This is a genomic window from Pelorhabdus rhamnosifermentans (genome assembly GCF_018835585.1).
Lineage (GTDB): Bacteria > Bacillota > Negativicutes > UMGS1260 > UMGS1260 > Pelorhabdus > Pelorhabdus rhamnosifermentans.
Window position 1 is genome coordinate 23,172 of record NZ_JAHGVE010000015.1, and the last position, 22,959, is coordinate 46,130.

At 40.9% G+C, this 22,959-nt stretch carries 17 protein-coding genes, 1 pseudogene and 2 riboswitches; of the genes and pseudogenes, 12 read left to right on the top strand and 6 right to left on the bottom strand.

Going from position 1 to position 22,959, the window contains the following annotated elements:
• Positions 1 to 96 precede the first annotated feature (96 nt).
• Both Ga0466249_RS16635 and Ga0466249_RS16640 read left to right on the top strand, forming a co-directional pair.
• The gene (locus tag Ga0466249_RS16635) at positions 97 to 1,152 is read left to right on the top strand and encodes a flavodoxin family protein (RefSeq protein ID WP_215830606.1); all 1,056 of its coding nucleotides are present in this window, start codon (positions 97 to 99) and stop codon (positions 1,150 to 1,152) included.
• A gap of 43 nt (positions 1,153 to 1,195) precedes the next feature.
• The gene (locus tag Ga0466249_RS16640) at positions 1,196 to 2,362 is read left to right on the top strand and encodes an alpha/beta hydrolase family protein (RefSeq protein ID WP_215830607.1); all 1,167 of its coding nucleotides are present in this window, start codon (positions 1,196 to 1,198) and stop codon (positions 2,360 to 2,362) included.
• A 321-nt stretch (positions 2,363 to 2,683) separates the two neighbouring features.
• Here Ga0466249_RS16640 and Ga0466249_RS16645 read toward each other — a convergent pair.
• Together Ga0466249_RS16645 and Ga0466249_RS16650 are read right to left on the bottom strand one after the other, a co-directional pair.
• A pseudogene (locus Ga0466249_RS16645) lies at positions 2,684 to 3,193 on the bottom strand (transposase); the annotation flags it as partial.
• Between the two features lie 353 nt (positions 3,194 to 3,546).
• Entirely contained in the window at positions 3,547 to 5,262 is a 1,716-nt protein-coding gene (locus Ga0466249_RS16650; protein ID WP_215830609.1) for a methyl-accepting chemotaxis protein, read from the bottom strand.
• A gap of 62 nt (positions 5,263 to 5,324) precedes the next feature.
• Positions 5,325 to 5,410: riboswitch (cyclic di-GMP riboswitch) on the bottom strand.
• Positions 5,411 to 5,847: 437 nt separating this feature from the next.
• Positions 5,848 to 5,932, top strand: a riboswitch (cyclic di-GMP riboswitch).
• A gap of 112 nt (positions 5,933 to 6,044) precedes the next feature.
• On the opposite strand from Ga0466249_RS16650, the gene Ga0466249_RS16655 reads away from it, so the two are divergent.
• From Ga0466249_RS16655 to Ga0466249_RS16670, 4 genes are all read left to right on the top strand, one after another.
• On the top strand, positions 6,045 to 7,541 hold the full coding sequence (locus Ga0466249_RS16655) for a sensor domain-containing diguanylate cyclase (protein WP_215830610.1): 1,497 nt from the start codon (positions 6,045 to 6,047) through the stop codon (positions 7,539 to 7,541).
• A gap of 277 nt (positions 7,542 to 7,818) precedes the next feature.
• Positions 7,819 to 8,460, top strand: a complete 642-nt coding sequence (locus Ga0466249_RS16660; protein WP_215830611.1) for a TetR/AcrR family transcriptional regulator — start codon at positions 7,819 to 7,821, stop codon at positions 8,458 to 8,460.
• A 170-nt stretch (positions 8,461 to 8,630) separates the two neighbouring features.
• Positions 8,631 to 10,481: an FAD-dependent oxidoreductase gene (locus Ga0466249_RS16665; RefSeq protein WP_215830612.1), complete on the top strand. Its 1,851-nt coding sequence runs from the start codon at positions 8,631 to 8,633 to the stop codon at positions 10,479 to 10,481.
• A gap of 17 nt (positions 10,482 to 10,498) precedes the next feature.
• Positions 10,499 to 10,687 carry a 2Fe-2S iron-sulfur cluster-binding protein gene (locus tag Ga0466249_RS16670; protein WP_215830613.1) on the top strand — a complete coding sequence of 63 codons (189 nt, stop codon included), beginning with the start codon at positions 10,499 to 10,501 and terminating at the stop codon, positions 10,685 to 10,687.
• 417 nt (positions 10,688 to 11,104) lie between these two features.
• Here the strand turns inward: Ga0466249_RS16670 and Ga0466249_RS16675 are convergent, their stop codons facing one another.
• Together Ga0466249_RS16675 and Ga0466249_RS16680 are read right to left on the bottom strand one after the other, a co-directional pair.
• Complete coding sequence (locus Ga0466249_RS16675) at positions 11,105 to 12,280, bottom strand: alpha/beta hydrolase family protein (RefSeq protein WP_215830614.1); 1,176 nt, start codon at positions 12,278 to 12,280, stop codon at positions 11,105 to 11,107.
• A gap of 162 nt (positions 12,281 to 12,442) precedes the next feature.
• A complete protein-coding gene (locus Ga0466249_RS16680; protein ID WP_215830615.1) occupies positions 12,443 to 13,450 on the bottom strand; it encodes a hypothetical protein in 1,008 nt (335 codons plus the stop codon).
• Positions 13,451 to 13,867: 417 nt separating this feature from the next.
• On the opposite strand from Ga0466249_RS16680, the gene Ga0466249_RS16685 reads away from it, so the two are divergent.
• The 6 genes from Ga0466249_RS16685 to hydG all read left to right on the top strand — a co-directional run bounded on the left by Ga0466249_RS16685 (position 13,868) and on the right by hydG (position 20,356).
• Entirely contained in the window at positions 13,868 to 14,884 is a 1,017-nt protein-coding gene (locus Ga0466249_RS16685) for an alpha-hydroxy-acid oxidizing protein (protein ID WP_215830616.1), read from the top strand.
• Between the two features lie 145 nt (positions 14,885 to 15,029).
• Positions 15,030 to 15,968, top strand: coding sequence for a non-homologous end-joining DNA ligase (gene ligD / locus Ga0466249_RS16690; RefSeq protein ID WP_215830617.1), 939 nt, complete (start codon positions 15,030 to 15,032; stop codon positions 15,966 to 15,968).
• 26 nt (positions 15,969 to 15,994) lie between these two features.
• On the top strand, positions 15,995 to 16,825 hold the full coding sequence (ku, locus tag Ga0466249_RS16695) for a non-homologous end joining protein Ku (protein ID WP_215830618.1): 831 nt from the start codon (positions 15,995 to 15,997) through the stop codon (positions 16,823 to 16,825).
• Complete coding sequence (ligD, locus tag Ga0466249_RS16700) at positions 16,818 to 17,720, top strand: non-homologous end-joining DNA ligase (protein ID WP_215830619.1); 903 nt, start codon at positions 16,818 to 16,820, stop codon at positions 17,718 to 17,720. Before ku ends, ligD (Ga0466249_RS16700) begins: the two co-directional genes overlap by 8 nt.
• Before the next feature lie 863 nt (positions 17,721 to 18,583).
• Entirely contained in the window at positions 18,584 to 18,847 is a 264-nt protein-coding gene (locus Ga0466249_RS16705; protein WP_215830620.1) for a TM1266 family iron-only hydrogenase system putative regulator, read from the top strand.
• A gap of 90 nt (positions 18,848 to 18,937) precedes the next feature.
• Entirely contained in the window at positions 18,938 to 20,356 is a 1,419-nt protein-coding gene (gene hydG / locus Ga0466249_RS16710; protein ID WP_215830621.1) for a [FeFe] hydrogenase H-cluster radical SAM maturase HydG, read from the top strand.
• Here the strand turns inward: hydG and Ga0466249_RS16715 are convergent.
• Together Ga0466249_RS16715 and Ga0466249_RS16720 are read right to left on the bottom strand one after the other, a co-directional pair.
• Positions 20,353 to 20,619 carry a hypothetical protein gene (locus Ga0466249_RS16715; RefSeq protein ID WP_215830622.1) on the bottom strand — a complete coding sequence of 89 codons (267 nt, stop codon included), beginning with the start codon at positions 20,617 to 20,619 and terminating at the stop codon, positions 20,353 to 20,355. The two genes, hydG and Ga0466249_RS16715, sit on opposite strands and share 4 nt — an antisense overlap.
• Before the next feature lie 42 nt (positions 20,620 to 20,661).
• Positions 20,662 to 21,915: an L-lactate MFS transporter gene (locus Ga0466249_RS16720; protein ID WP_215830623.1), complete on the bottom strand. Its 1,254-nt coding sequence runs from the start codon at positions 21,913 to 21,915 to the stop codon at positions 20,662 to 20,664.
• Between the last annotated feature and the right edge of the window lie 1,044 nt (positions 21,916 to 22,959).

Genomic DNA, 22,959 nt, shown 5'->3' on the forward strand with positions numbered 1-22,959 from the left:
CAGTATAGCAACTAAACTGAGAGAAGAAGTGCTAAACGATTTCAAAAATTAAAGTGTGATTTATGGTTTAGTAACTAAACTGAATGGGGAGTTAAGATGGAAGGTAAACGCGTCTTGGGAATTTGTGTTAGTGCTCGCAAAAATGGAAACAGTTCGATTATTTTAAACGAGCTTCTTAAGCCGTCTAAGGAAAAGGGCTATCAGGTGGAGGTCCTGAATTTAGGGGCGCTTGAAATTGGACATTGTATTGGTTGTTTAGGATGCAGCAACGAATTTCACAAATGTGTGTTGAAAGATGATTTGGAGGTGATAAAGAACAAGATAGAGGAAGCGGATGCAATTGCACTGGCGTCACCCTGCTATTATTTATCCCCTCCTTCAAGATTAAAGGCTGTAATGGATAGGTCGGCCGCTTGGGCTATTGAGAAAATGGCCAATAGTAAAAAGAAAAAATACGGTGTTGCGGTTTCGGTGGCAGGCGGGGGTCAATCGGTATGGTATCCACTGCAGAGAATTTATTCTAGTCTATTTTTAGGACTGTACAACTGCGAAATACTCGGGCAATTTGTTATAGGGCAAGCGTTCAATAAAGGCGAGGTCTTGTTATCTCCAAGCAAGCTAAGATTAGTGGGTCAACTTGGTGAAAATCTTGCTAGTTCGATTGCACAAGGAAGAGGAATCAAATCCTCGATTAACGAGTGCGAAGATAAATTGATCTGTCCTAATTGCCTGGCGGATGCTTTCAAAATCAATAAGGACGGCGGTCCAACCTGTGCCGTATGTGGCTTAAGTTTAAACAAAGATCAATCTGATCAGTTTAATAGGTTTACACCTGAAGGTGCCCAAATTCATCAAAGTCACATTATGAATAATGTCATAGGCGGCATACTGGCCGGTGATGAAATCACCAATAGAATGAAAGACTATTGGGAACGAAATGTGCTTCATGATAACGATTTTATTATTAATACCGACCTTTCTAATATTGGCACTGCCATTCAATGGGATGGCGAGGCGCTGAGAGAGTTAAAACAATCAATTCCCCATGTTTTACAGGATGTTGTAAAGAAGGCTTTAGAGAAGAAGGCTGCTCAGCAAGGATTAAATCATATTACAAAAGAGATATTTATGCAAATACGCCCTAAATATTAGTTTGCTAAATGAGTTTCATTAAATTTACGAGGAGGTCAATACTATGCAGAACAAGATCAGTTTTTCAAAAGGAACGTTTCAGCTTCATTCGAATCCGAATTTCAATTATCAATTAAACAGAACCTTTTCTTGGAGTAATGGAGACTTAGATGAGTTAAAAACCGCTGCTCCGCAAATTACCAGCATTCAAACGTGGAAAACCGAAATGATGAAACTGGCGGAGAATGCCTTTCGAGAAAATCGAATAAAGCATGCCATTGCTTATTATCGGATGGCGGAGTTTTTTATGGTCCATGGAGACCCGGATAAGCTAAAAACGTATGATAAGGCAGTTGAACTGTTTTATGAATATAACACCGAGTTATTTGCGTCGGGAATTGTCAAAAAGGATAGGGTGCCGTTTGGAACAGGATACTTGCCGGTTATGTACGTAGAGCCGGAAAACGGTAAACCTATGGACACCATAGTGCTCCATGGCGGATATGATTCTTACATGGAAGAATTTCTGCAGATGATTCTATACCTAAGAGATAATGGTTTTGCGGTATATCTTTTTGAGGGACCGGGCCAAGGCGGTGTGCTTAGGAAAGAAGGCATGATTTTTACACCGGAATGGGAAAAACCGGTCAAGGCCATTTTGGATTTTTTTAAATTGGATGATGTGTCAATTATCGGGCTATCCCTCGGGGCGATGCTCGCACCGCGAGCTGCGGCGTTTGAGCCGAGAATAAAACGAGTTGTCGCTTGGAGCTTATTGCCTAATTTGTTCGATCTGCTTCTGGTCGGAAAGCCAAAGGTTATGCAGGATACGATGCGTTTTTTGATGGAAAATGGGGACGAAGAGACTGTGAATTATATGATGGGCAATCAAATGAAAAAAGATCCCCAGATGGAATGGGCGATAAACCACGGCATGCATAATATGGGGGCTCGAAGTCCATATGAATTTCTATCGACAATAAATAAGTTTACATATTTGGATATTGCCGATAGAATTACCCAGGACTTCCTGCTTATCGGGGCAGAGAGAGACCACTTTATTCCTGTGGAGTTTTATAAACCGATTATTGACCGTTTAATCAACGTCCATTCACTAACATACAGACTTTTTACGGAAAGAGAGCAGGCTGAAAACCACTGCAATGCCGGTAACACAAAACTTGTTCTTGATACAGTTATTTCTTGGATAAAACTTTTAAAATCAAATTGAGGACTAGATAGATTAGTAGGGTTTTTGATTTATGCATGGAATATAATGGATCAGCCAAGAAACCTTGCTGTTATTAATTTCCTGGGATCCGATGTAGCTACGGGAGAAGTTAGTTCAATGGTGCGTAAGCGATTAAGCGCGGCGAGCAGGCAATAATAGAGTAACTTCTAGAGTGGTCTCTACCGCTTGCCACGGAGATAAGATTTACTCTCTGTCGTGGGAGCATCATCATGTCAAATGCCTTCAAATCCGGGACAACCCAAGGGTGGCCTTCTGCCATGAGAATATTCAAATCGAAGGCATTGGTATGTCAACACTTTACTAGACAGCTTTTTTAAGGTGTGCAAGCTTGTACTCTAATGGGCTTAGATAACCTAATGTTGAATGTATTCTTTTGCTGTTAAAACAAATTACGTAGCTTGCTAGTTTTTGATTTAATTCGCCAAGATTTTCAAAGTGATAGTTACGAACATATTCTGTCTTGATGATTTTGAATGTAGCTTCTGCGACGGCATTATCATAAGGACAGCCTTTCATGCTCAGCGAGTGCCTGATTTCAAATGTTTCAAGAACTCCTTCAATTAATTTATTTTTAAATTCATTTCCACGATCTGTATGAAACAGGCAGATGTTTTTCAAATTCGTTTTGATGCTGGCAAATGCCCGGTACACAAGTGGAGCATTTTTATAAATGCCTGTACTATAGCCAATAATTTCGCGATTGAATAAATCAATCAAAACACAGATGTAATTCCACTTATGGTTGACTCTTACATAGGTTAAATCACTTACAACAACGGCCAATGGTTCTTGATTATCAAATTGACGTCTTTATATCGGTCTGACGGAAGGCGTTGAAAAAGCGTTACTGGCGGATATAGCACAGAGAAGTCAAAAAGCTTCGGTTTTCGGTTTGCATGCGCTGGTGGTGGGAACCGCGCTATTACCAGCATCAATCATTGCCGGATTTCTATGGGATCTCTTCGGAGCTTCCGCCCCTTTCTGGTTTGGCGGAATAACTGGGATTTTTGCAGCTGTGCCATTTTATTTGGTTTAAGAAAAAATTAGTATGACTTAGTTCTATTTTGCGTAAAGGTTTAATCCTGTAATCCGATCCGGATTTATTAGCAAAGAAAAACGTTCCTACTCTGGCAGCAGCTGGGTAGGAACGTTTCACATTATCATTAAACTTGAAACTTGCTAACAGCTTCGCGGAGATCCATTGCTAGGTGGGCCAATGCTTGGCTAGATGAAGCGATTTCTTCCATTGATGCGGATTGTTCCTCGGTTGCAGCTGATACTGTCTGTGCTTCTCCAGCTGCTTTTTTGCTTAGTTCATCGATTTTTTTCACTGATCCGACAATTTGTTGACTGCCGATAGCCATCTGCTCAATGGAAGCGGATATTTCCTTCACCTGGCTTGATACATGTGTTATTGCAGTTGCTATTTCTAGAAAGGCTTGTCCGGAAGCATTGACGACTTCTGCGCCTAACTTGACTTCACGAGTACCATCGTTCATGGCTATTACGGCTTTGTCGGTGTCCCCTTGAATTTCACTAATAAGTGTTGCGATTTGTTTAGCCGCTTCTTGCGATTGCTCGGCCAGCTTGCGGACTTCTTCTGCTACTACGGCAAAGCCTCGACCCTGTTCTCCGGCTCTTGCGGCCTCAATGGCAGCGTTGAGCGCTAGTAAATTTGTCTGACCAGCAATACCTGAGATAGTATCGACAATCTGGCCAATTTCCTTCGAGCGTTCCCCTAATTTGGCTACTACTTGGGCAGAGGAGACAACTGTTTGTTCGATATGAGCCATTTGACTGACTGCTTTATCTACGGACTTATTTCCTTCATTAGCCGTATCAGATGCTTGGGCAGATTGTCCAGCTACTTCATTAGCATTGGCAGCGATTTGTTGGATGCTGGCCGACATCTGTTCCACTACCGCAGATGTGTCATTAGCTGCACTTAGTTGTTGATCTGCATTTGTTGCTACTTCAGTAATAGATTCAGCAACCTGGTTAGCAGCTTGTGCTGACTGATCGGCACTAGCGGTCAGTTCCTCTGAAGAAGCCGCCACCTGTTCTGCTGATTCATTGACATTTTTCATAAGTATACGGAGACTGCCTCTCACATCTACCAGAGCATCAGCTAATTGGCCGATTTCATCTTTTCTGATAAATCTTCGCGGCTTATCGCGAAAATCTCCTGCTGCAAATTCTTTGCAAATCAGCACCATGGCATGGAGAGGTTTTGTAATTATTCTAGTAATATAAAACCCACTTAGAATTAATACTACAAAAGATACAAAAATAATTGCTAAGTTAATCTGATTTGCTTTTTCGAAGGATACTTTGTTATTAGCATTTATTTTCTTTGATGCTTCAATAGAATACTTAGAAAGATCATCGCACCTGTTCAGAGCATCTGTTGCTAACGGGTCTACGGCAGAAACATATAATGCATAGGCTTCAGCATTTTTGTTTTGCAAAGCTAATTCCATAACAGCGTTTCTACCCTCTCGAAATTTTTGCATGGTTGTTTTGATTCCGGCTAATTTTTCCTTGGTTTTGTCATCTAAATGTGTCTGTTCAAGTTTTGCCAGATTGTTATTAAAGGAATTTACCCGCTCATCGATAGTTTGCTTTAATTCTTGATTTTTTTTGTCGTCTTTTGTGAGCATCAGTTCCATTACGGCTGAATTGACTTTATTAATATGCGCACTGTTTTCATTTATAAGTGCGACGGGTACTAAGTAGTCTTCGTACATAGTAGTCATTTCGGTGTTTGATTGTTGGAGGTAATGGTACCCCGTATAACCTACAATACTCATAGATAAAAATGCGATAAGAATAAGGATACTTAGTTTTTGAGCTACTTTCATATTATCAAAAAAATTCATGCTATTCCTCCTAGTGGATAATTATAAAAAAATTGCCAGATTGCTTAAAATGACACATGTCAAATAGCAACCTGGCAATCATAAATCCTAGATTTTTAGACCCATAGCTTTGCGTCCTTATCTTTCGATAAGTTTGCTGCAATATAGTATTAATTTCTAAAATAGAAATTCTAAAGGAAAATCATCTATATGGTAATTTTTTTCGACGCTGTTCTACAATAGTCCTCTTCTTCGCAAAACATGAGTCATTTATCCTGTACTGGAGGCAGCTTTTGCGCGTCTGGACTTGTGGTAACACAGAACATTTTTGAATAAAATGGAGAATTTTGAGAAGCCTTTCTTGTTTTGACGTATAAAGCCCATTCTGGTTTATTGCTGGAATAGGCCTTATTACCTGTTTTTTGAAATATATTGCATTTAATATTTTGATCAGCTATAATAAATGCGAGTTAGGGATAATATATTTTTTATTGCGTTGCTGGGGCTGCGCTTTTTCATTTAATGTGATAAGATATTGCAACAAACGCCCTTCGGCTATTTGGCGGGAGGCGGCAGCGGGATTATTATGTGGATACTATTGACAATAAATATAGTTAGCAAACCTTTTGAAAAGGAGGGACGCAAAGCCTTGATCTAAAGATTTAAAATCTATGATTGCCAGGTTGCATGAAAAGTGCAATTTGACAATTTTTTTATTTTATAAGATTAATGAAAATTAAACGCCAGTGTGACGGAAAAATGTTTTTTTAGCCGAAATGATTTTCGAAAGTTGGATTGATTGAATGAGTTTTTTATATAAATTTACATTGTTGCTCGGTAGTTTGGTTATCATGAGTAGTTTCATTCAATTTTTTATTTTTGATAGATTTTTTCTTGCTAATACTGATGATTTGTTATTGACTATTAATGAAAAAGCCGCGAATAATTTTGCTGAACAGATCTTAGCGTATTTTAAAAATATTGAGGCTTCATTAAAAACTATTGCATCTGATCCTAATATCAATCAAGCTATTCTTGATAAAATCAATCAAATTGTTCCAGAAGTAAATGTGATTTCGATACTTGATAAAAATGGAGATGTTATGCTTGTCAGTGGAGTTAAGGACGTTTCAGGTTTGAATTTGTCACAACGTGATTACTTTCAGCGAGCTATTAGAGGGGAAACTTATATTAGTGGTGTATACACGAGTAATCATGGGCGGAAGGTTGTCTCTATTGCGACTCCTATTATTGAAAATGGTAATATTGTTGGTGTAGTTGTTGGGACAGTTTGGCTGCATGAAAATAGTTTGTCATCGATGTTTGACAATAAATCATTTGGTCGTGGGGGATTCATCTCAATTACTGACAGCCAAGGAATTATCGTTTATCATCCGGACAAGGAAAGTATCGGAAAAGGAACTAGTATAGCTGATCACTTGCAAGGAGGTAAAGGCTCGGCTATTATAAAATATACTGGATTAGAACACTATATTGGATATAGTAAGGTTCCCGAATTAAATTGGATTGTTAGCGTGAATACTCCTACTGCTGAGGTAACACGAATCCGAAGGTTGATGATTTACGAAATTCTAGCTATATCGATATTTACTATATTTGTAGTTATTGCTATTGGCACATATACAGTACGGCGATACACGAAGCCACTAGATACATTAGTCGAGGCGTTTAGTTCTGTGAAAAAAGGAAAGTATAAACAAATTATTTCTTATGACTATGCGCCTGAATTTGATGATATGATTCAAGTATATAACAACACCATTAGAAGACTTGAAGAAGTTCATACTACATTAAAGTGGGCTGCAGACATTGATGGATTGACTGGGACTTATAACCGTAGGTCTTTTGACAAAATATTGGAATTGCTTAATGGCGAAGTGCTAGCTCATTCTTTGGATAATCTAGGAATAATGATACTAGACCTTGATAACTACAAACAGCTAAATGATACATATGGTCATTTAGCAGGGGATGATATTTTAAGAGAATTTACCGCGATAACGCAATCAATTGTAGGGATTCGATTTGTATTTCGCTTTGGTGGAGATGAATTCGCAATTATTTTGCGGAATGTCGCCCGGGAAAAAATCATATCTTTGGCAGAAAAAATACGCTTGCAGAGTGAAAAAACATTAAAGGGTTGTACAGTAAGTATAGGCATTGCAACTTATCCTGAAAATGCTGATTCTGTAGATGCATTATTGGATTTCGCCGATAAGGCGCTTTATATTAGCAAAGAAACAAAAAATAGAGTAACAGCATATGTGATCAGCAATTAGCCGAAGAGATTGAGATTTGTGATAGGTTAATGGCCGGCAAGGCAAGCGTATTAGTTTAGTGTAGCCGATCCACTTTTCTAATTTGAGGATAAGTATCTTTAGCTTTACAGAGTTTAGTAGATATAGTTGCGGCATTAAACATAACGTTGTAGGCTTAGGCACATTGCCTAGGCCTACTGTCAGATGTCTCTTATCGGTATCGTTACCTTGACAAACAAGCAAAAATGGATAATAATGAATATATTCATTCACTCGGAAGGCGATTGGAGGCAAACATATGGCGTTATCAAAAAATAGATTTTCAGAGGGCGAGAATGGTTGTCCTCGTAAAATACGTATATCAAAAGAACCAGATCAACGCCGTCGAGAGATTGTTGAAACCGCATTAAAGCTGTTTTCTGAAAAGGGCTATGAAGATACAACCATTCAAGATATTGCTGAAAAAATGAACGTATCCCCCGGTTTATGTTACCGATATTTTAAATCTAAAACAGAAATCTTTGCGGCATCTTCTGAGTATTATGCAAAACAAGCAGTGAAGCAAATGAAAATTCCAATATCACAGGATATACCTGCAATTGAAAAATTCAATCTTGTAATAAATCGCATGCTTGACTTTTCAATAAACCATTATGAATTTGAGTCCAGATATAATGAGGGTTCAGAGATCAGAGCGATTCTTTTAGATTATGTAGCAAATCAATGGATGTCTGTTATGATTCCAATAATAGAACAGGGAATTAAAGAAAATATTTTTTATTGCAGTAATGTACCCAGAACCGCTAAATTTCTAATTACCGGGCTGGTCCACACATTCCATGAAGATATGCCGGTAGATAATGTTCAAGAATATATGTATTCTTTTCTTAATTTTACACAAGATATGGCAGCACGTGTTTTGGGGATGAAAGCAGATTAGTAAAATTACTTTGATATACGAAAGAAAATGTACATGAAAAGTCTTCTGATTTGCATGTGCATTTTTTATTAGAAATTAAGTGAATGAATTCATTCATTGACATTTAAAATAAAACAATATATCATAATGAGTGAATAAATTCATTCATTATGATAAAGGGAGGAAAACGCATGATTTTTAATCAGGAGGAGATATCATTGACAAAATTTAAGGTCAGCAAAACTATTACGACCGATGTTCTGGTCATCGGCGGGGGCGGCGCAGGTGTTTGGGCCGCTGTAGAAGCCAGAAGAGCAGGCGCTGAAGTCGTTATTGTCTCGAAAGGCAAGGTTGGTAACAGCGGAAACACCATCATGATCGGTGGCAGCTATTCCATGGACGGCAACAGCGCTAAAAACGTGTACGGGTTTGAAGGCGGGGACGAAAACCTAACAAAAGAGTTTTTACTAGAACAGATCATCAAGCAGAGCTTCTTCCTTGCCGAACAGGATGTGGCCGAACAGTTTGTGGAGGACTCGCCTGCAGTCGTTTACGAAACCCACGAATGGTGTGACCGCGCCGGACAAAAGCAGATCTTCATGGCACCCGGCGGCTGGTTGCTTTCTGGCAGGAGCATGGGGCGAGGTCTGCTGCAGGGCTTGAAGGAGAATCCGGGTTCCGTTCTAGTCGAAGACGTTATGATTGTTGACCTGCTCAAGAAGAATGGCAAAGTCATCGGCGCGATTGGCGTTAACGTTTACACAGGTGAAATCATCCGATTTGCCGCAAAAGCAGTCGTTTTGGCGACCGGCGGTTATCAGCCGTTTTCCACCAAGAGCACAAACAGCGATATGACCGGTGACGGTATGGCGATGGCTTATCGTGCTGGCGCGGAACTGGCAGACATGGAATTCCATCTTCCATGCCCGACCGCAATGGAACCCGAAGCTTTTAAGGGTTCCCTGTTGCCGTTCATCTACGAGGCTTTTTCGGGATCTCTTCCCTCGATCGACAAGGATGGCAAGCCGATTGAAATCCCGCGCGAGATGGCGGAGGTTGCCGAGGGCAGCGAGCTGGAAAAACTGATTAACACCTTCTACTGGTCGGAAGCAATTGCAAAGGGACGTGGCATGCCCGGCGACACCATGTATTATGATATTTCCGGCCTGAGTGACGAACAGATTAGGGCTACTTTTGAGCGCCTTATCGACACTACGAGTGCATTCTATCGTCCGGGCTTCTATCACGGTGACGACATCCGCGTCTATTGTGACTATGTGCTTGCCAACGGCAAAAAAGTAAAGGTTGGTGCGATTTTTGAGTATACCATGGGCGGAGTCGTCATCAGTAAGAATATGGAAACCACCGTTAAAGGTTTATATGCGGCTGGAGAGGTTGGCAGCGGTGTGTTCGGAGCGTGCCGCGTTGCCGATGCTACCACCGAAATGATTGTTCAAGGCAACAGGGCGGGTAAGAGCGCTGCCGCTTACGCAAAAGCCGCAGTGATCGAAGAGCCGGATGCCGAGCAGATTGACGCCGTCATTGCAAACATGACTGCCCCTTTGGGACGTACCGGCGGCATGGATAGTGCTGAATTCATCCACAAAATCGAGCAGGCTGCCGATTTCGGCTTCGGCATCTGCCGTACTGAAGCAAATATGGTTAAGGCGATTGAACAGATAGATGCACTTCAAAAAGCATTTCCCAGCATCTCGGTGCCCTGTGACAGCCTGCGTTACAATTACGGCTGGATCCGCTCTCTTGAGGCAAAGAACCTGCTGACCTGTACGCTGGCTGGTCTGCGTGCGGCCAATATGCGCAAGGAAAGCCGCGGCTTCCATATACGTCATGACTACAAGGAAGTGGACAACGACAATTGGGCGGTCCGCATCGTCGTCAGCGACGACAAGGGAAAGATGTCTTTCCGTACCCGTAAGGCCAAGGAGACCAAGTATGAGATTCCCACCGGCAAAGAGGTCTCTATCCCCGCTTACATTAAGAACCAGGATCTCAACTTCAAGAATGCCGTTTTCAGCGAATGATTAAAGGAGGACTAAATATGATTATTAAAGTTTACAGATTTGACCCTGGCAGCGGAAAAAAACCTTTTTTCCAAAGCTTTGAGGTTCCGGCCCAACCAGAATGGACGGTCATGGACACGCTTGACTACATCTCACAGCATCACGACAGCTCTCTGGCTTATTATCGCCACAGTGCCTGTGATCACGGTATCTGCTGCTCAAGGTGAATAGTATGCCAACGCTCGCTTGCACGTATACGGTTGGCGACGTTCGCGAACTGCTCCTTGAACCTAAAAACAGCAATATCGTTCGCGATCTTGTGGCTTTGTAAAGGTCGCAACACAACAGTTACAAGACATGTCGAATGTGTCGCGGTGAGGAATAGCAAGGTCTCGCGGCTTCTTATAAATTTAACAAGTGTATAAAAATGTTCTCATAGACGTCGAAAATGGGGGCGATAATATGAAAAGTGCTCCAGCCTGTGAGAATATGGGTCGGAGCACTTTTTGAAGGTGGAAAACCACTGCGGAGAAGTTTAGTATAATTATACGGCTACACGAAATGAAGGGGTTTTTGCGTAGAAGTATGGTAAAAAGCTGTGAGTGATAGCCTCTGGTTGAGAGCTTTTTCTGGTTTAGCTTTTTTTAGTGCAAGTTGTTTTTTACTTTCATTAACTTTACATCAAAATATTTATCTTCTAAAGAAGATTCCGGATGGGAAAAAGCTTCGTTAAAGAAATCTTCCAGTAGATTAGAAAACGAGAGCAGTACTTTGGTGCCATCGGCTGAACCAAGCTCATTATCTTGCGGAAACAGGATAGGCATGTCGGTATAGTTCATGTGGCGGGTATTTTTGTAATAAAATAAGTAGTGTTTGGCATGGCCGGAGTTCAATAAATTTTCCATGTACTTGGCATACACTGCTTTTATTTGGGGAACTTCTTCGGGTTTGGTGTCGCCTGAAGCTATTTCGGACTGAATAATTTCATCGGGATCGGTTTCGATTATGGCTGTTTCCTGGTTAGTAAACGTATAAGCCGGTTCGTCTTCCAGACTGCCATCCAGGTTAGCGGCAGCCTTAAATCTTTTATCAAGTGATGCGGCGCGGAGGGCGCTGCGACCACCAATAGAATGGCCAAATACGCCAATGTTAGCCGTATCAATTTTCCTCCAAAATACGGAGGTTGGAGTATTGTTTAGGGTCATGAGCGCATCTAAAGCGTAGGATAGCTCATGGGCTCGCGTTTCGGTTACAGCTTTCTTTTCGTCAGGGGTATCATAATTGGCGGTTTTATTATAAGGGATTAGAGATCCGTCCGCCCTTTCCGTAAAGAAGCTGCTGCCAGGATGATTGATTGCGGCTACGATAAAACCGCGGCTGGCTAGATATTCAAAGCTGAACGTTCCGGCTTGGCCAACTGATCCTAGACCTGGAGAATAGATTAAAACCGGATAGCGGCTTTGTTTACCGAGTAAGGGCGCATCAATCATGGCGCCGGTTGTTAATGATCGGATAGAGGCTATCATAGGGTTATTGGTTACCCAAGCGGTTTTGTAGATGCTTTCCGGTAAATAGCTGGCTTGTTTAGCTGTAGCGCAGTATTCGGCCGGATACCAGATTTGGCCGATGTATTTGTTGCCGGAATCATTCCAAGTGAAAAATGTAGTACCAATAGCATAATTTCCCTGCGCAGCAAAGAATGGGTCGGATGAAACTGCTTGGTGGGATGCGGCATCTGCAGTGGTATTTTGTTGGACGCCGTTCGCTGCCGCTACATTGCAGCAAAACGTTAAGATCAGTAAAAAAATAATTTTGTGCATGGTGTTCACTCCTTCGCATAATGAGTATTTGCGCCGTTCTTCCAGATCAAGGCTTGTGGTAGATTAATCCAGTATGAGTACAGGATGATTGCTGAGCAGGGTTTGCGCCTAGACGATGCTTCATGCCGCGTGAATAGGTTTTGCTGTTCTGAAGAAGTTGTATTAAAAATTATATAAAAATTGGAAGTAAGGACCGCTTAACCTGTATTCTAGAACATCGTTCTGAGACTTGGCTTTTTGGCCCATTGTACGATAGCCAATATTTATGCCAAAGTTTCCGAGCCGCTGAAGAACTCCCAGATTTAGATTATAGTAATAGTTTTTGTCAGGGGAGACTAACCCTTCCGCGAAGTAGGACGTCGGTTGCAGTCGACCGGCTTCCACTCGGTAGCCGATGACGGCACTGGTCCCGTTAAACTTTTGGTCGTTTGTCTCATATGTGCCGGCAAGCGTTTGTTTATGGTCGTAATTTATCAGGCCAAATATGATGGAATGCATACTGTTCCCCGTAATTGTATATTCAGGCAGCCATTTTAGGATGATATTGCGGGTTTTCAGGGTATTATCCAGTTTTTCACCGGGCTGGTAGGCGCTGTTTTTAAACCATATCGTTTTTGATAAGGTTGTACTGCCGGTAAACTTGTTATCATCATAATCTAGCTGTAATTTCCAGCTTGGGTTATAGAGGCCAAGCTGGGTGAGTATATAGCCCGGAACACCATAAATTGGGGAGGCAGGGTCTTTCATTTTCATATTTAATTCGTGGTTCAGATCAAGCTTATCACCTTCATGAGCGCTGTTATTAGCCTTTACATTACCGCTCAAACGGGGATTCCAGTAGGCTACTCCGAGTGGAGAAAATAATTGCGAAAACAGATTAGCTGATTTGTTTACGGGTTGTTCACCCGTGCTCGGGGATTCTTCTTTAGCCGCCTTTGGGTCATTATTTGCTAGGTCCGCTTTTTTTTTGTATGCAACGGCATTGTTTTTGCCAATTGGTTCGCTTATAGATTCTTCATTTTTGAGAGTACCCGTCTTGTCGAAATTTTTAACATAAGTCGCTTTCATCTGCTTGGTTTCCGAAGAATTATTGGTATCTGCCGCCCAGGCTCCTGATGTGGCGGTTAAGAGAAAGCTCCCCACCAGCGTTGCGATCATTGCTTTTTTCATATGTACTACTCCTTTTTTTTCATATTCATATGTACTACTCCTTTAATTTTAATTAGCAGTTCAATTGTACTACGACTTAAGCAGTCTTTTGGTTCGGTCTCAAAGGCACAGAAGGAAAAAACTATATCGGCTGATGCGGCGGTACGAATGTATTGTGGCAACCTCTATTTCGTAAAAAAATAATTTCCCCGCAAGTATTACTAACTTCGAAAAGTCAGCAATACTTGCGGGGAATTCCGGCTTAAACAATTTTCGCGTAGATAAGAGGATTTCGTGTAACAGTATGGAAGATTATAGTGAAAGAATCCTATGGGAATGAACTTGTGAAATCCGGGTGGCGAACAGATCGATAGAACGCAGAGATAATGCTAATCATGTAAGTTGCTAAAAAGATAAGGGGAGAGGGAGAAAGTAATTATGAATTATAAGGAAGTACTGGAAAATGCACGTACCTGTATCGGGAGTTACTGCAAGGCCTGCAATGTCTGCAATGGTATTGTCTGTAAAAGCACCATTCCTGGACCAGGGGCCAAAGGCGTTGGAGACACAGCCATTCGCAACTATCAGAAATGGCAGGAAATTCGAGTCAATATGGATACACTCTGTGTGAGCAAACCAGTAGATACAACACTGGAGTTATTTGGTCAGACCTTTGAATATCCATTCTTCGCAGGACCTGTTGGTGCGGTAAATATGCACTACAGTGATAAATTTAGCGATATGACTTATAATGATATCTTGGTTTCTGCCTGCAGGGAAAATGGAATAGCTGCGTTTACTGGTGATGGTACAAATCCGCAAGTCATGGAGAGTGCAACAGAGGCAATAGCGAAGGTGAATGGTTATGGTATTCCCACTGTTAAACCATGGAATATGGATACAATCAAAGTGAAAATGGATCTGGTGCATAAGGCAGGTGCCTTTGCTGTTGCCATGGATGTAGATGCAGCTGGATTGCCTTTCTTGAAAAATATGACACCTCCGGCTGGCGGAAAATCAGTCGACGAGCTTCGTAGCATTTCTGAAATTGCCGGTATCCCGTTTATTGTAAAGGGGATTATGAGCATAAAGGGTGCGTTGAAGGCAAAAGAAGCAGGAGCAAAAGCAATTGTTGTTTCTAATCATGGTGGCAGGGTGCTTGATCAGTGTCCGTCAACTGCGGAAGTGCTTCCGGAAATTGCAGAGGCTGTCGGAAACGAGATGAAGATTCTAGTTGATGGTGGTATCCGTTCTGGTACAGATATTTTCAAGGCTTTAGCACTCGGTGCAGACGGTGTCCTAATCTGTCGTCCGTTTGTAACAGCTGTTTATGGCGGCGAAAAGGAAGGCGTGAAGGTTTATATTGAAAAATTGGCTGGAGAATTAAAGGATACGATGGCGATGTGTGGTGCTTTTAGCCTAAGTGAAATCACAAAGGATATGGTACGTAGATAACTTTTTTTGTTGCCCCTTTTCCGTCAGATACGGGAGAGGGGCATTTTTAAATTGTATTGTTTAAAAACTTGTTTTTGTAGCATAATAATCGAGAAAAATAGGTTGTACTTGTAACAAATGGTGTCCCAAGATGAAGGTGGACGATATGAACATTATTAAACCTATGCTCGCTAAACAAGCGGAATTGCCGAAAAATGATAAAGAATATGGTTTTGAAATCAAATGGGATGGGATGAGGGTGATTCTGTATTGTCAGAATGACCACATACAAATTTTGAGTCGCAACCAAAAAGATGTTACATTACAATATCCTGAACTAAAAGGGATTGCTACGGCTAAACGTCAGTTTATCCTAGATGGAGAAATTGTTTATTTTGATTACAATGGGAAACCGTCCTTTTCAGGACTGCAGCATCGAATGGGCTTAAGTGAAACGAAAAGTATTGAATCAAGAATGAAAGAGTATCCTGTGAACTATATTATTTTTGATATATTGTCCTTACAAGAAGAATCAACACTGAATCTACCCTATATAGTGCGGCGCGAAACACTGAAAAAACTAAATCTAGAAGGACCTGCATGGCAAACGCCAGATTACAAATTGGGCTCGGGTAGTGAGATGATGAGTGCTATTCGACAAATGGGACTAGAAGGAATTATAGCCAAACGGTTAACAAGCATATATTCACCTGATAAGCGAAACGGGGACTGGTTAAAAATTAAGAACAAGCAGCGCCAAGAATTGGTAATTGGCGGGTGGATATCTGGTAAAGGGGGCCGCCATGATCAAATTGGGGCTTTATTACTAGGGTATTATGATAAGCACCAGCTTAAATATGCAGGCAAGGTAGGAACAGGTTTCACTTTGGCTACATTAGAGCACTTAAAATCATTAATGGCACCGATTGCTATCAAGCAAAACCCTTTTGACAGCAGTGTCCCGCATAGAGAAGCTATGTTTGTACAACCTGTTTTTGTATGCGAGATTGAGTTTACTGAGTGGACGTCACATAGTACTTTGCGTCACCCGTCTTTTAAAGGGTTAAGAATGGATAAGTCGGCGTATGAAGTTGTACGAGAATAATAAATTAAGCGTTGGGAGGATTTATTATGTTACGACCCATATGGAATGGCGCAATTACCTTTGGTCTTGTTAATGTGCCGATAAAACTATACAGTACAGTAAGAAAGAGAAATGTGCGATTTAATCAGTTGCGTAAAAGTGATGGTTGTCGTATTCAGCAAAAAAAAGTATGTGCAACAGATGGTGCTGAGGTTGCTAATCAAGAGATTGTCAAGGGCTATGAAGTGTCTCCTGACCGTTATGTGGTGGTTACTGATGAGGAATTATCCGCTTTGAGTCCTAGGGCATCACGCAACATAGACATCCAAGATTTTGTGAACTTGGAACAAATAGACCCGATTTATTATGTACAATCCTATTATCTTGTGCCTGACAAAGGGGCCGGTAAAGCTTATTCTTTGTTGCTGGCAGCAATGAAAAAGTCCAAGAAAGTGGCAATTGCCAGGTTTGTGTTGCGAAATAAAGAATACCTTAGTGCTATTCGCCCGGCAGAAAATATGTTGAGTCTATCTACAATGTATTTTGCTGATGAAATCGTATCTCAGTCTGAATTAGAGGGATTGCCTGAACCTGAAGCGGAACCGGGTGATCGTGAACTAACAGTTGCCTTACAGCTTGTTGAATCACTATCCAATAATTTTGAACCGGAAAAATATAAAGATGAATATCGGGCTAAAGTTCTTGAATTGATTGAAGATAAAGCGGAGGGTCAGACTGTAGTAGTAGAGAAAGCACCTGAAAATCCAAAAGGTAAAGTGATTGATTTGATGGCGGCACTTGAGGCCAGTTTATCGGCGATCAAAAAGGATAATCACAACAAGAAATCTAACGAAAGGAAGCGAAAGGCGCATGCCTAATAATACTGTGCTCGATATTGCTGGAACGCAGTTAACGCTTTCCAATCTTGAAAAAGTCTTTTACCCGAAGAGTGGGTTTAATAAAAAACAAATGATCGACTATTATATACGGATTTCTCCATTTTTACTGCCTCATTTGGCGGGACGGCCGCTGACGTTAAAGCGCTATCCACATGGTTCTGATGGCAAGTTTTTTTATCAAAAGGAATGCCCGGCTTCAAGACCTGAGTGGCTGTCAACTACACCGATATGGAGCAAAAGTAATAATAAGCATATTTGTTATTGTGTAGTAGATAACTTGTCTGCTTTAGTGTGGACGGCCAATATGGCAGCACTTGAATTGCATACATCCCTATCTAGCAGTGAAAATATTGATGTGCCAACGATGATGGTGTTTGATCTTGATCCAGGATGGCCAGCTACTATAGTGGAATGCACACAGGTAGCATTGTGGTTGCTGGAATTTTTTGCGAAGGCAAATTTGCAGAGTTATCCAAAGACATCAGGATCCAAAGGGCTACAGATTTATGTTCCTTTGAATACACCTGTAGATTATAGTCAGACAAAATCTTTGGCTCATAAGCTAGCACAAATGCTAGAAAAAAAATTCCCGAATCAGGTAGTTTCTAAAATGAATAAAAATTTAAGGCCTGGAAAGGTATTTATTGACTGGAGCCAAAATGATCCCCATAAAACAACCGTATGCGTTTATTCATTACGGGCACGTGAGGAGCCAACAGTTTCGACGCCTGTAACTTGGTTAGAAATAGAGCAGGTATGGAAGAGCAAAGATGCTGAGCAGCTGGTCTTTACTGCTGCAAAAGTACTTGAACGAGTAAAGAATATGGGAGATTTATTTGCTCCTGTGCTTACAACAAAACAATATCTATCTTAAAATGATGGCTATTCCTCGGAAGGCCTTTTTTCCCATATTATCCCGCTCTCGATTTATGCAGCAGAGGTAGGGCATAATTGTTTTATAGAGCAGCACCTATGACATTATATAGCATAGACTATAATGTTCCGATATCCAAATCTTTGTTTAAAATGAGGAGGTGTTGTTATGGGTTTTGGAGGTCGTGGTTTTGGAGGCAACGGGATCATTATCATCATTATTATTTTGCTCCTGTTTTTTTGCTGCGGGGATAACGACTCAGCTAGTTGTTAATTAGTATTTTGTACCCGGTTGTTGGGAGCGACTGATCGACCGCGTAAATAGAACGGAATATCAAAGCCTGTACTTAGCAAAACGTTACGTTATCAGAAATAACCATTGTTGTAAATATAAAGTTCCTATCCTGGCCATTGCGGCTGTGGTAGGGACTTTTTTTGTACGACGAGGTATGTCGATATCCTTTTGGGAATAAGTATCGCTTATCCAAGCAAGAATGCTTGGGTGAAAGAGCTAGGAATTGCGAATATAAAATTGCTTGCTGATTTTTTGGCACATGGAAAAGGGGCAAAAAACAAAAAAAATTACCTTGTTTTTTTGTATGAAAACATGCTACAATATTACATATTGGTGAGCTGTATGAGGTTGAGTGATCCCCATTCTTTCTTGCAGCAAACCCTTCATAAAGTGATAAAAAAGTAATCGTTCTAAATGCATGAGGGTTCGTCCCAAATGAGAAGGCGAGAGAATAGATGTAATATTTGAGGAGCATATTGCGTGTATGTTCCCATTTTATTATTGACACTTCTATCCTTGTGCCTATTTGGGTACAAGGATTTTTACATTGAAGAGAAAGGAGTTATTTTATGGAAACTAGAATTGCCCTCATTGGAATTGTCGTTGAAAATAAGGATTCTGTCAGAAAACTGAACGAAATTCTTCACGAATATGGAGAATATATTGTAGGTAGAATGGGAATCCCCTATCCTAAACGTAATATTTCAGTTATTAGCATTGTTATGGATGCACCTAGTGATACTGTCAGTGCTCTCTCCGGCAAGTTAGGAATGATTCCCCATGTTAATATTAAAACGGTATATTCTAAGCTATCTTCAAGCGCAGATGAATGACAAGCACTCGTGTTAGGTAAGTGGTGCTTATTTTCGAAGCTGAACTAGGGGATCTTTTTAGAAAATAATGCGAAAAAAGGAGTATTGACAATGTATAATTGTAAATCAAAAAATGCGACGGAATTTATTGACGATCAAGAAATCTTGGACACGATTGCTTTTGCTCAGAAAAATAAAAGTAATCGTGAATTAATCGACAGCCTTTTGGAGCGGGCTAAGGATTGCAAAGGCCTGACTCATCGTGAAGCGGCAGTGCTTCTAGAGTGTGACTTAGAAGATGAAAACGAAAAAATGATGTCCCTAGCAAAAGAAATTAAGCAAAAGTTTTATGGGAACCGCATTGTTATGTTTGCTCCTTTATATTTATCTAACTACTGTATCAATGGCTGTGTATACTGTCCCTATCACCATGGAAATAAAAATATTTCTCGTAAAAAACTTTCACAAGAGGAGATTGCGCGTGAAGTGATTGCTTTACAAGATTTGGGACATAAACGTTTGGCTTTGGAAACAGGAGAAGATCCTATTAACAATCCTATCGACTATGTATTGGAAAGCATTAAAACAATTTACAGCATTAAACATAAAAATGGTGCTATTCGTCGTGTGAATGTCAATATTGCTGCAACAACTGTGGAAAATTATCGTAAGCTCAAGGATGCAGGCATTGGGACCTATATTCTTTTTCAAGAAACTTATAATAAACAGAGCTATGAAGAATTGCACCCGACTGGACCCAAGCACGACTATGCATATCATACTGAAGCGATGGACCGTGCCATGGAAGGTGGAATTGACGATGTAGGTGTGGGTGTTTTGTTTGGTTTAAACATGTATCGTTACGATTTTATTGGCTTACTGATGCATGCTGAACATTTAGAGGCGACCATGGGGGTTGGGCCGCATACCATCAGTGTTCCTCGGATTCGACCGGCAGATGATATTAACCCCGAAGACTTTACTGATGCGATTTCCGACGATATATTCGCTAAAATAGTTACTGTCATCCGTATTGCTGTTCCGTATACCGGAATGATTGTTTCCACCCGTGAATCGAAGAAAACGCGTGAACGAGTGCTTCAATTAGGTATCTCCCAAATCAGCGGTGGCTCTTGTACAAGTGTTGGCGGATATGATGAACCTGAAGCAGAAGATGATAATTCGGCACAGTTTGATGTAAATGATACGAGAACGCTTGATGAAATTGTTAATTGGTTGCTCGGTATGGGCTTCATTCCGAGTTTCTGTACGGCTTGCTATCGTGAAGGACGTACAGGAGATCGTTTTATGAAACTTGTAAAATCCGGACAGATTGCTAACTGCTGTCAGCCAAATGCTTTGATGACGCTCAAAGAATATTTAGAGGACTATGCTTCGGCAGATACTAAAATAAAGGGTGAGGCAGTCATTACCAAGGAAATCCCGCATATTACGAATGAAAAAGTTCGTGCAATTGCCATGGAACATTTAGTTGAACTTAAAGATGGAAAACGTGATTTCCGTTTTTAGCGATTATTCTGTAAAAAGATGATAAGAGAAGCAGATTTACCGAACATGTCAGAAACAACAGAATCCAGGGCAACATTGCAAACGGTAAAAGCATTTTGAAAACGATTCTTTTCACTGGATTTACAAGAAACAAGTTTAGAACGATAACGAGTATACTCACGGAGAATGTAAAATGGCTTGGCAGGAATAAAACTACCCGGAACAAGACCAAGGCGAAATAAATCGCCAATCCATTTAGAATCAATGCCGTTCCCGATTGACATGTGTCAAGGTAACGGCATTTTTGATGCTTACACTATAATCTTCTAAACGGTTTTCATGCTGGAATCGTTTTGGATGGCTTTTTTTCTACGTTGATCTAATGTTCTGAAAATGTAGGCGGCAATAAGGCCAAGAATATTTAAGCCGAGAGCAATCCAAAAAGCGTTGTTATAGGTTCCGGTTGATTCCCTTACTGTAGCAGCTATCATAGGGCCAAATATGGCAGCCAAACTAAATCCGATAAAAGTAATGCCATAATTTACCCCGAAATTTTTAAAGCCATATCGTTCGGTAATAATTCCTGGCATGGTACTCATGAAGCCGCCAAAAACGGCGCCAATTCCGATTCCGGAGACAGCAAACCCGACGACAGAACCAGTTAAAGCCAGATTCAGCATGCACAAAGCCGAAATGACGTACATAACAATAAGAGTATTAGAACGGCCGATATGATCCGAAGCAGCACCAAAAACAATGCGTCCCAGAGCGTTGGATATAGAAATCAAGCTAAGAAAGAGGGCCGCAATCATGGGGGTCAGTTGAAACATTTGTTGGCCAATTGGCGAGGCAGCGGATGTAATCATCAGTCCGGATAAAGCACCAAAAATAAGTATGACTAATACTACCCACCACGTACCATCGCGTAGCATTTGATGCCAGACTTTGTCGGTTACTACTTGTTTTGCATTATTTGCAACTAGGGGAGGCTCCCAGCCTGCTGGCTTGAATCCCGCCGGAGCTTTTTTGATAAAGCAGGAGCCAACCAAAATAATGGCTAAAAATACAACGCCAAGGATTTTGAAAGTGTCAAGTACGCCTATATTGCTGATCATTGCGCTGGCAATTGGAGCAACAATCGTGGCTCCGGATCCATAGCCGGCCGCAACCAGACCGGAAGCAAGGCCTTGTTTATCAGGAAAAAATTTTACGGTATTACCCAGTGTGCCGGAATAAATGACTCCGCCGCCAATGCCGGCGAGAACGCTGTAAGAAATGTAGAGCATTTCAATGCTTGAGATAAATCCGGTAATCAATAGTCCTGCACCGAACATAATACCGCCGATAATCACATTGGCTTTGCAGCCCAAACGGTCCTGGATATAACCGCCGCCGATCATAGCAACTGGACTTAAGCCATGAGTGATCGTAAAGGCCAGGGCAATCGCCGTAGCTGGCCAACCAAATAATTTTCCTAGTGGGAGAGCGAAGACGCTCCAGGCGTATAAAGTACCGCAACAAATGTTAATGACAATCGCGGCAACAAGAATTAGCCAGCGATTGTAGTGTTGTTCGGACATTCTATTTCCTTCTTTCGTTTTGGTGTAGTTTTAACAATCCAATAGATCAACGCAAGCACAGGTTGGCTCAGGGTTATTGGTCGATTGTTTATATACTTTTTTAAAGAAGGATGCACCCAAAAATGAATGTGCTTATACATAGCCTGAGCAGGAATGAATCAAGTTTTTTCCTTCGGATCTTTGGCTAGCGCGTTATCTGGTAAATGTGTATTTCTTTTGTTTGACTCCGGCCATGGCAGAGCTGGCCTAAAACACCTCCTTTAATGGTAATTTAATGTTAATTTTGCTTGTTGTTTGATCGTTCCAATAGTTCAATTTTTTTCCTGGTACCCCTCCCTTAGGCGTTGGTCCAATCGGACCTAATTTTTCCACCTGAATATTTTTTATGCAATAAGCGTGCCATCTGAGTAAAAGGGGCAGAGTGCTTGAATGACGCGATCATTCCACTTTTTTTAATTTTTCGAAGATGTCATTTTAAGATTGCTGAGCGTTCTAATGTACCAAGCTGGGAAAAAAAGTGGTAATTTATTAAAAATAGACAAATATTTTTTGCGATCCTAGTAGTATTTTAAGAGTGAAAAAACGCTGCGCAGGTTTTAAATTTATTGAATGAAGGAAGGACCGCCAACTAATTTTTAGTTGGCGGTCCTTTTGATTACGGCGGGCATAAACAAATCGAGCTATTAGTAGATAGATCCCCTAGTAGACAGATTTCCAAAAAGATGTGAGGCATATCTGGTGACGCGTACCCACCGATTGATCATATTTGATAATAAATCATGACACAGGCAACAAGTACTGAGTTATCAGTTTCAAGTGCTTGTTTGATTTTTTACTTAAAAGCATTGCTTGTTACGGGGCTCTGGCATCGTATACAGTTCCTAAAATGATATTACGGTTGCAAAAAAGGATTATGCGATATTTCTGTTGTTTTTCTGCTTTATACACTTATAAGTGAGAATGTATTGATGTCAAAAAAAGATTGGAAACTTTGTATTTGGTGAATGCTGAAGTCCGAATAATAGCGGTATTACGGCATTTGCC

Excerpts from the sequence above, each read along its gene's own strand:
- Ga0466249_RS16635 (WP_215830606.1), top strand. The coding sequence starts at position 97 with ATGGAAGGTAAACGCGTCTTGGGAATTTGTGTTAGTGCTCGCAAAAAT.
- Ga0466249_RS16640 (WP_215830607.1), top strand. The coding sequence starts at position 1,196 with ATGCAGAACAAGATCAGTTTTTCAAAAGGAACGTTTCAGCTTCATTCG.
- Ga0466249_RS16650 (WP_215830609.1), bottom strand. The coding sequence starts at position 5,262 with ATGAATTTTTTTGATAATATGAAAGTAGCTCAAAAACTAAGTATCCTT.
- Ga0466249_RS16655 (WP_215830610.1), top strand. The coding sequence starts at position 6,045 with ATGAGTTTTTTATATAAATTTACATTGTTGCTCGGTAGTTTGGTTATC.
- Ga0466249_RS16660 (WP_215830611.1), top strand. The coding sequence starts at position 7,819 with ATGGCGTTATCAAAAAATAGATTTTCAGAGGGCGAGAATGGTTGTCCT.
- Ga0466249_RS16665 (WP_215830612.1), top strand. The coding sequence starts at position 8,631 with ATGATTTTTAATCAGGAGGAGATATCATTGACAAAATTTAAGGTCAGC.
- Ga0466249_RS16670 (WP_215830613.1), top strand. The coding sequence starts at position 10,499 with ATGATTATTAAAGTTTACAGATTTGACCCTGGCAGCGGAAAAAAACCT.
- Ga0466249_RS16675 (WP_215830614.1), bottom strand. The coding sequence starts at position 12,280 with ATGCACAAAATTATTTTTTTACTGATCTTAACGTTTTGCTGCAATGTA.
- Ga0466249_RS16680 (WP_215830615.1), bottom strand. The coding sequence starts at position 13,450 with ATGAAAAAAGCAATGATCGCAACGCTGGTGGGGAGCTTTCTCTTAACC.
- Ga0466249_RS16685 (WP_215830616.1), top strand. The coding sequence starts at position 13,868 with ATGAATTATAAGGAAGTACTGGAAAATGCACGTACCTGTATCGGGAGT.
- ligD (WP_215830617.1), top strand. The coding sequence starts at position 15,030 with ATGAACATTATTAAACCTATGCTCGCTAAACAAGCGGAATTGCCGAAA.
- ku (WP_215830618.1), top strand. The coding sequence starts at position 15,995 with ATGTTACGACCCATATGGAATGGCGCAATTACCTTTGGTCTTGTTAAT.
- ligD (WP_215830619.1), top strand. The coding sequence starts at position 16,818 with ATGCCTAATAATACTGTGCTCGATATTGCTGGAACGCAGTTAACGCTT.
- Ga0466249_RS16705 (WP_215830620.1), top strand. The coding sequence starts at position 18,584 with ATGGAAACTAGAATTGCCCTCATTGGAATTGTCGTTGAAAATAAGGAT.
- hydG (WP_215830621.1), top strand. The coding sequence starts at position 18,938 with ATGTATAATTGTAAATCAAAAAATGCGACGGAATTTATTGACGATCAA.
- Ga0466249_RS16715 (WP_215830622.1), bottom strand. The coding sequence starts at position 20,619 with ATGTCAATCGGGAACGGCATTGATTCTAAATGGATTGGCGATTTATTT.
- Ga0466249_RS16720 (WP_215830623.1), bottom strand. The coding sequence starts at position 21,915 with ATGTCCGAACAACACTACAATCGCTGGCTAATTCTTGTTGCCGCGATT.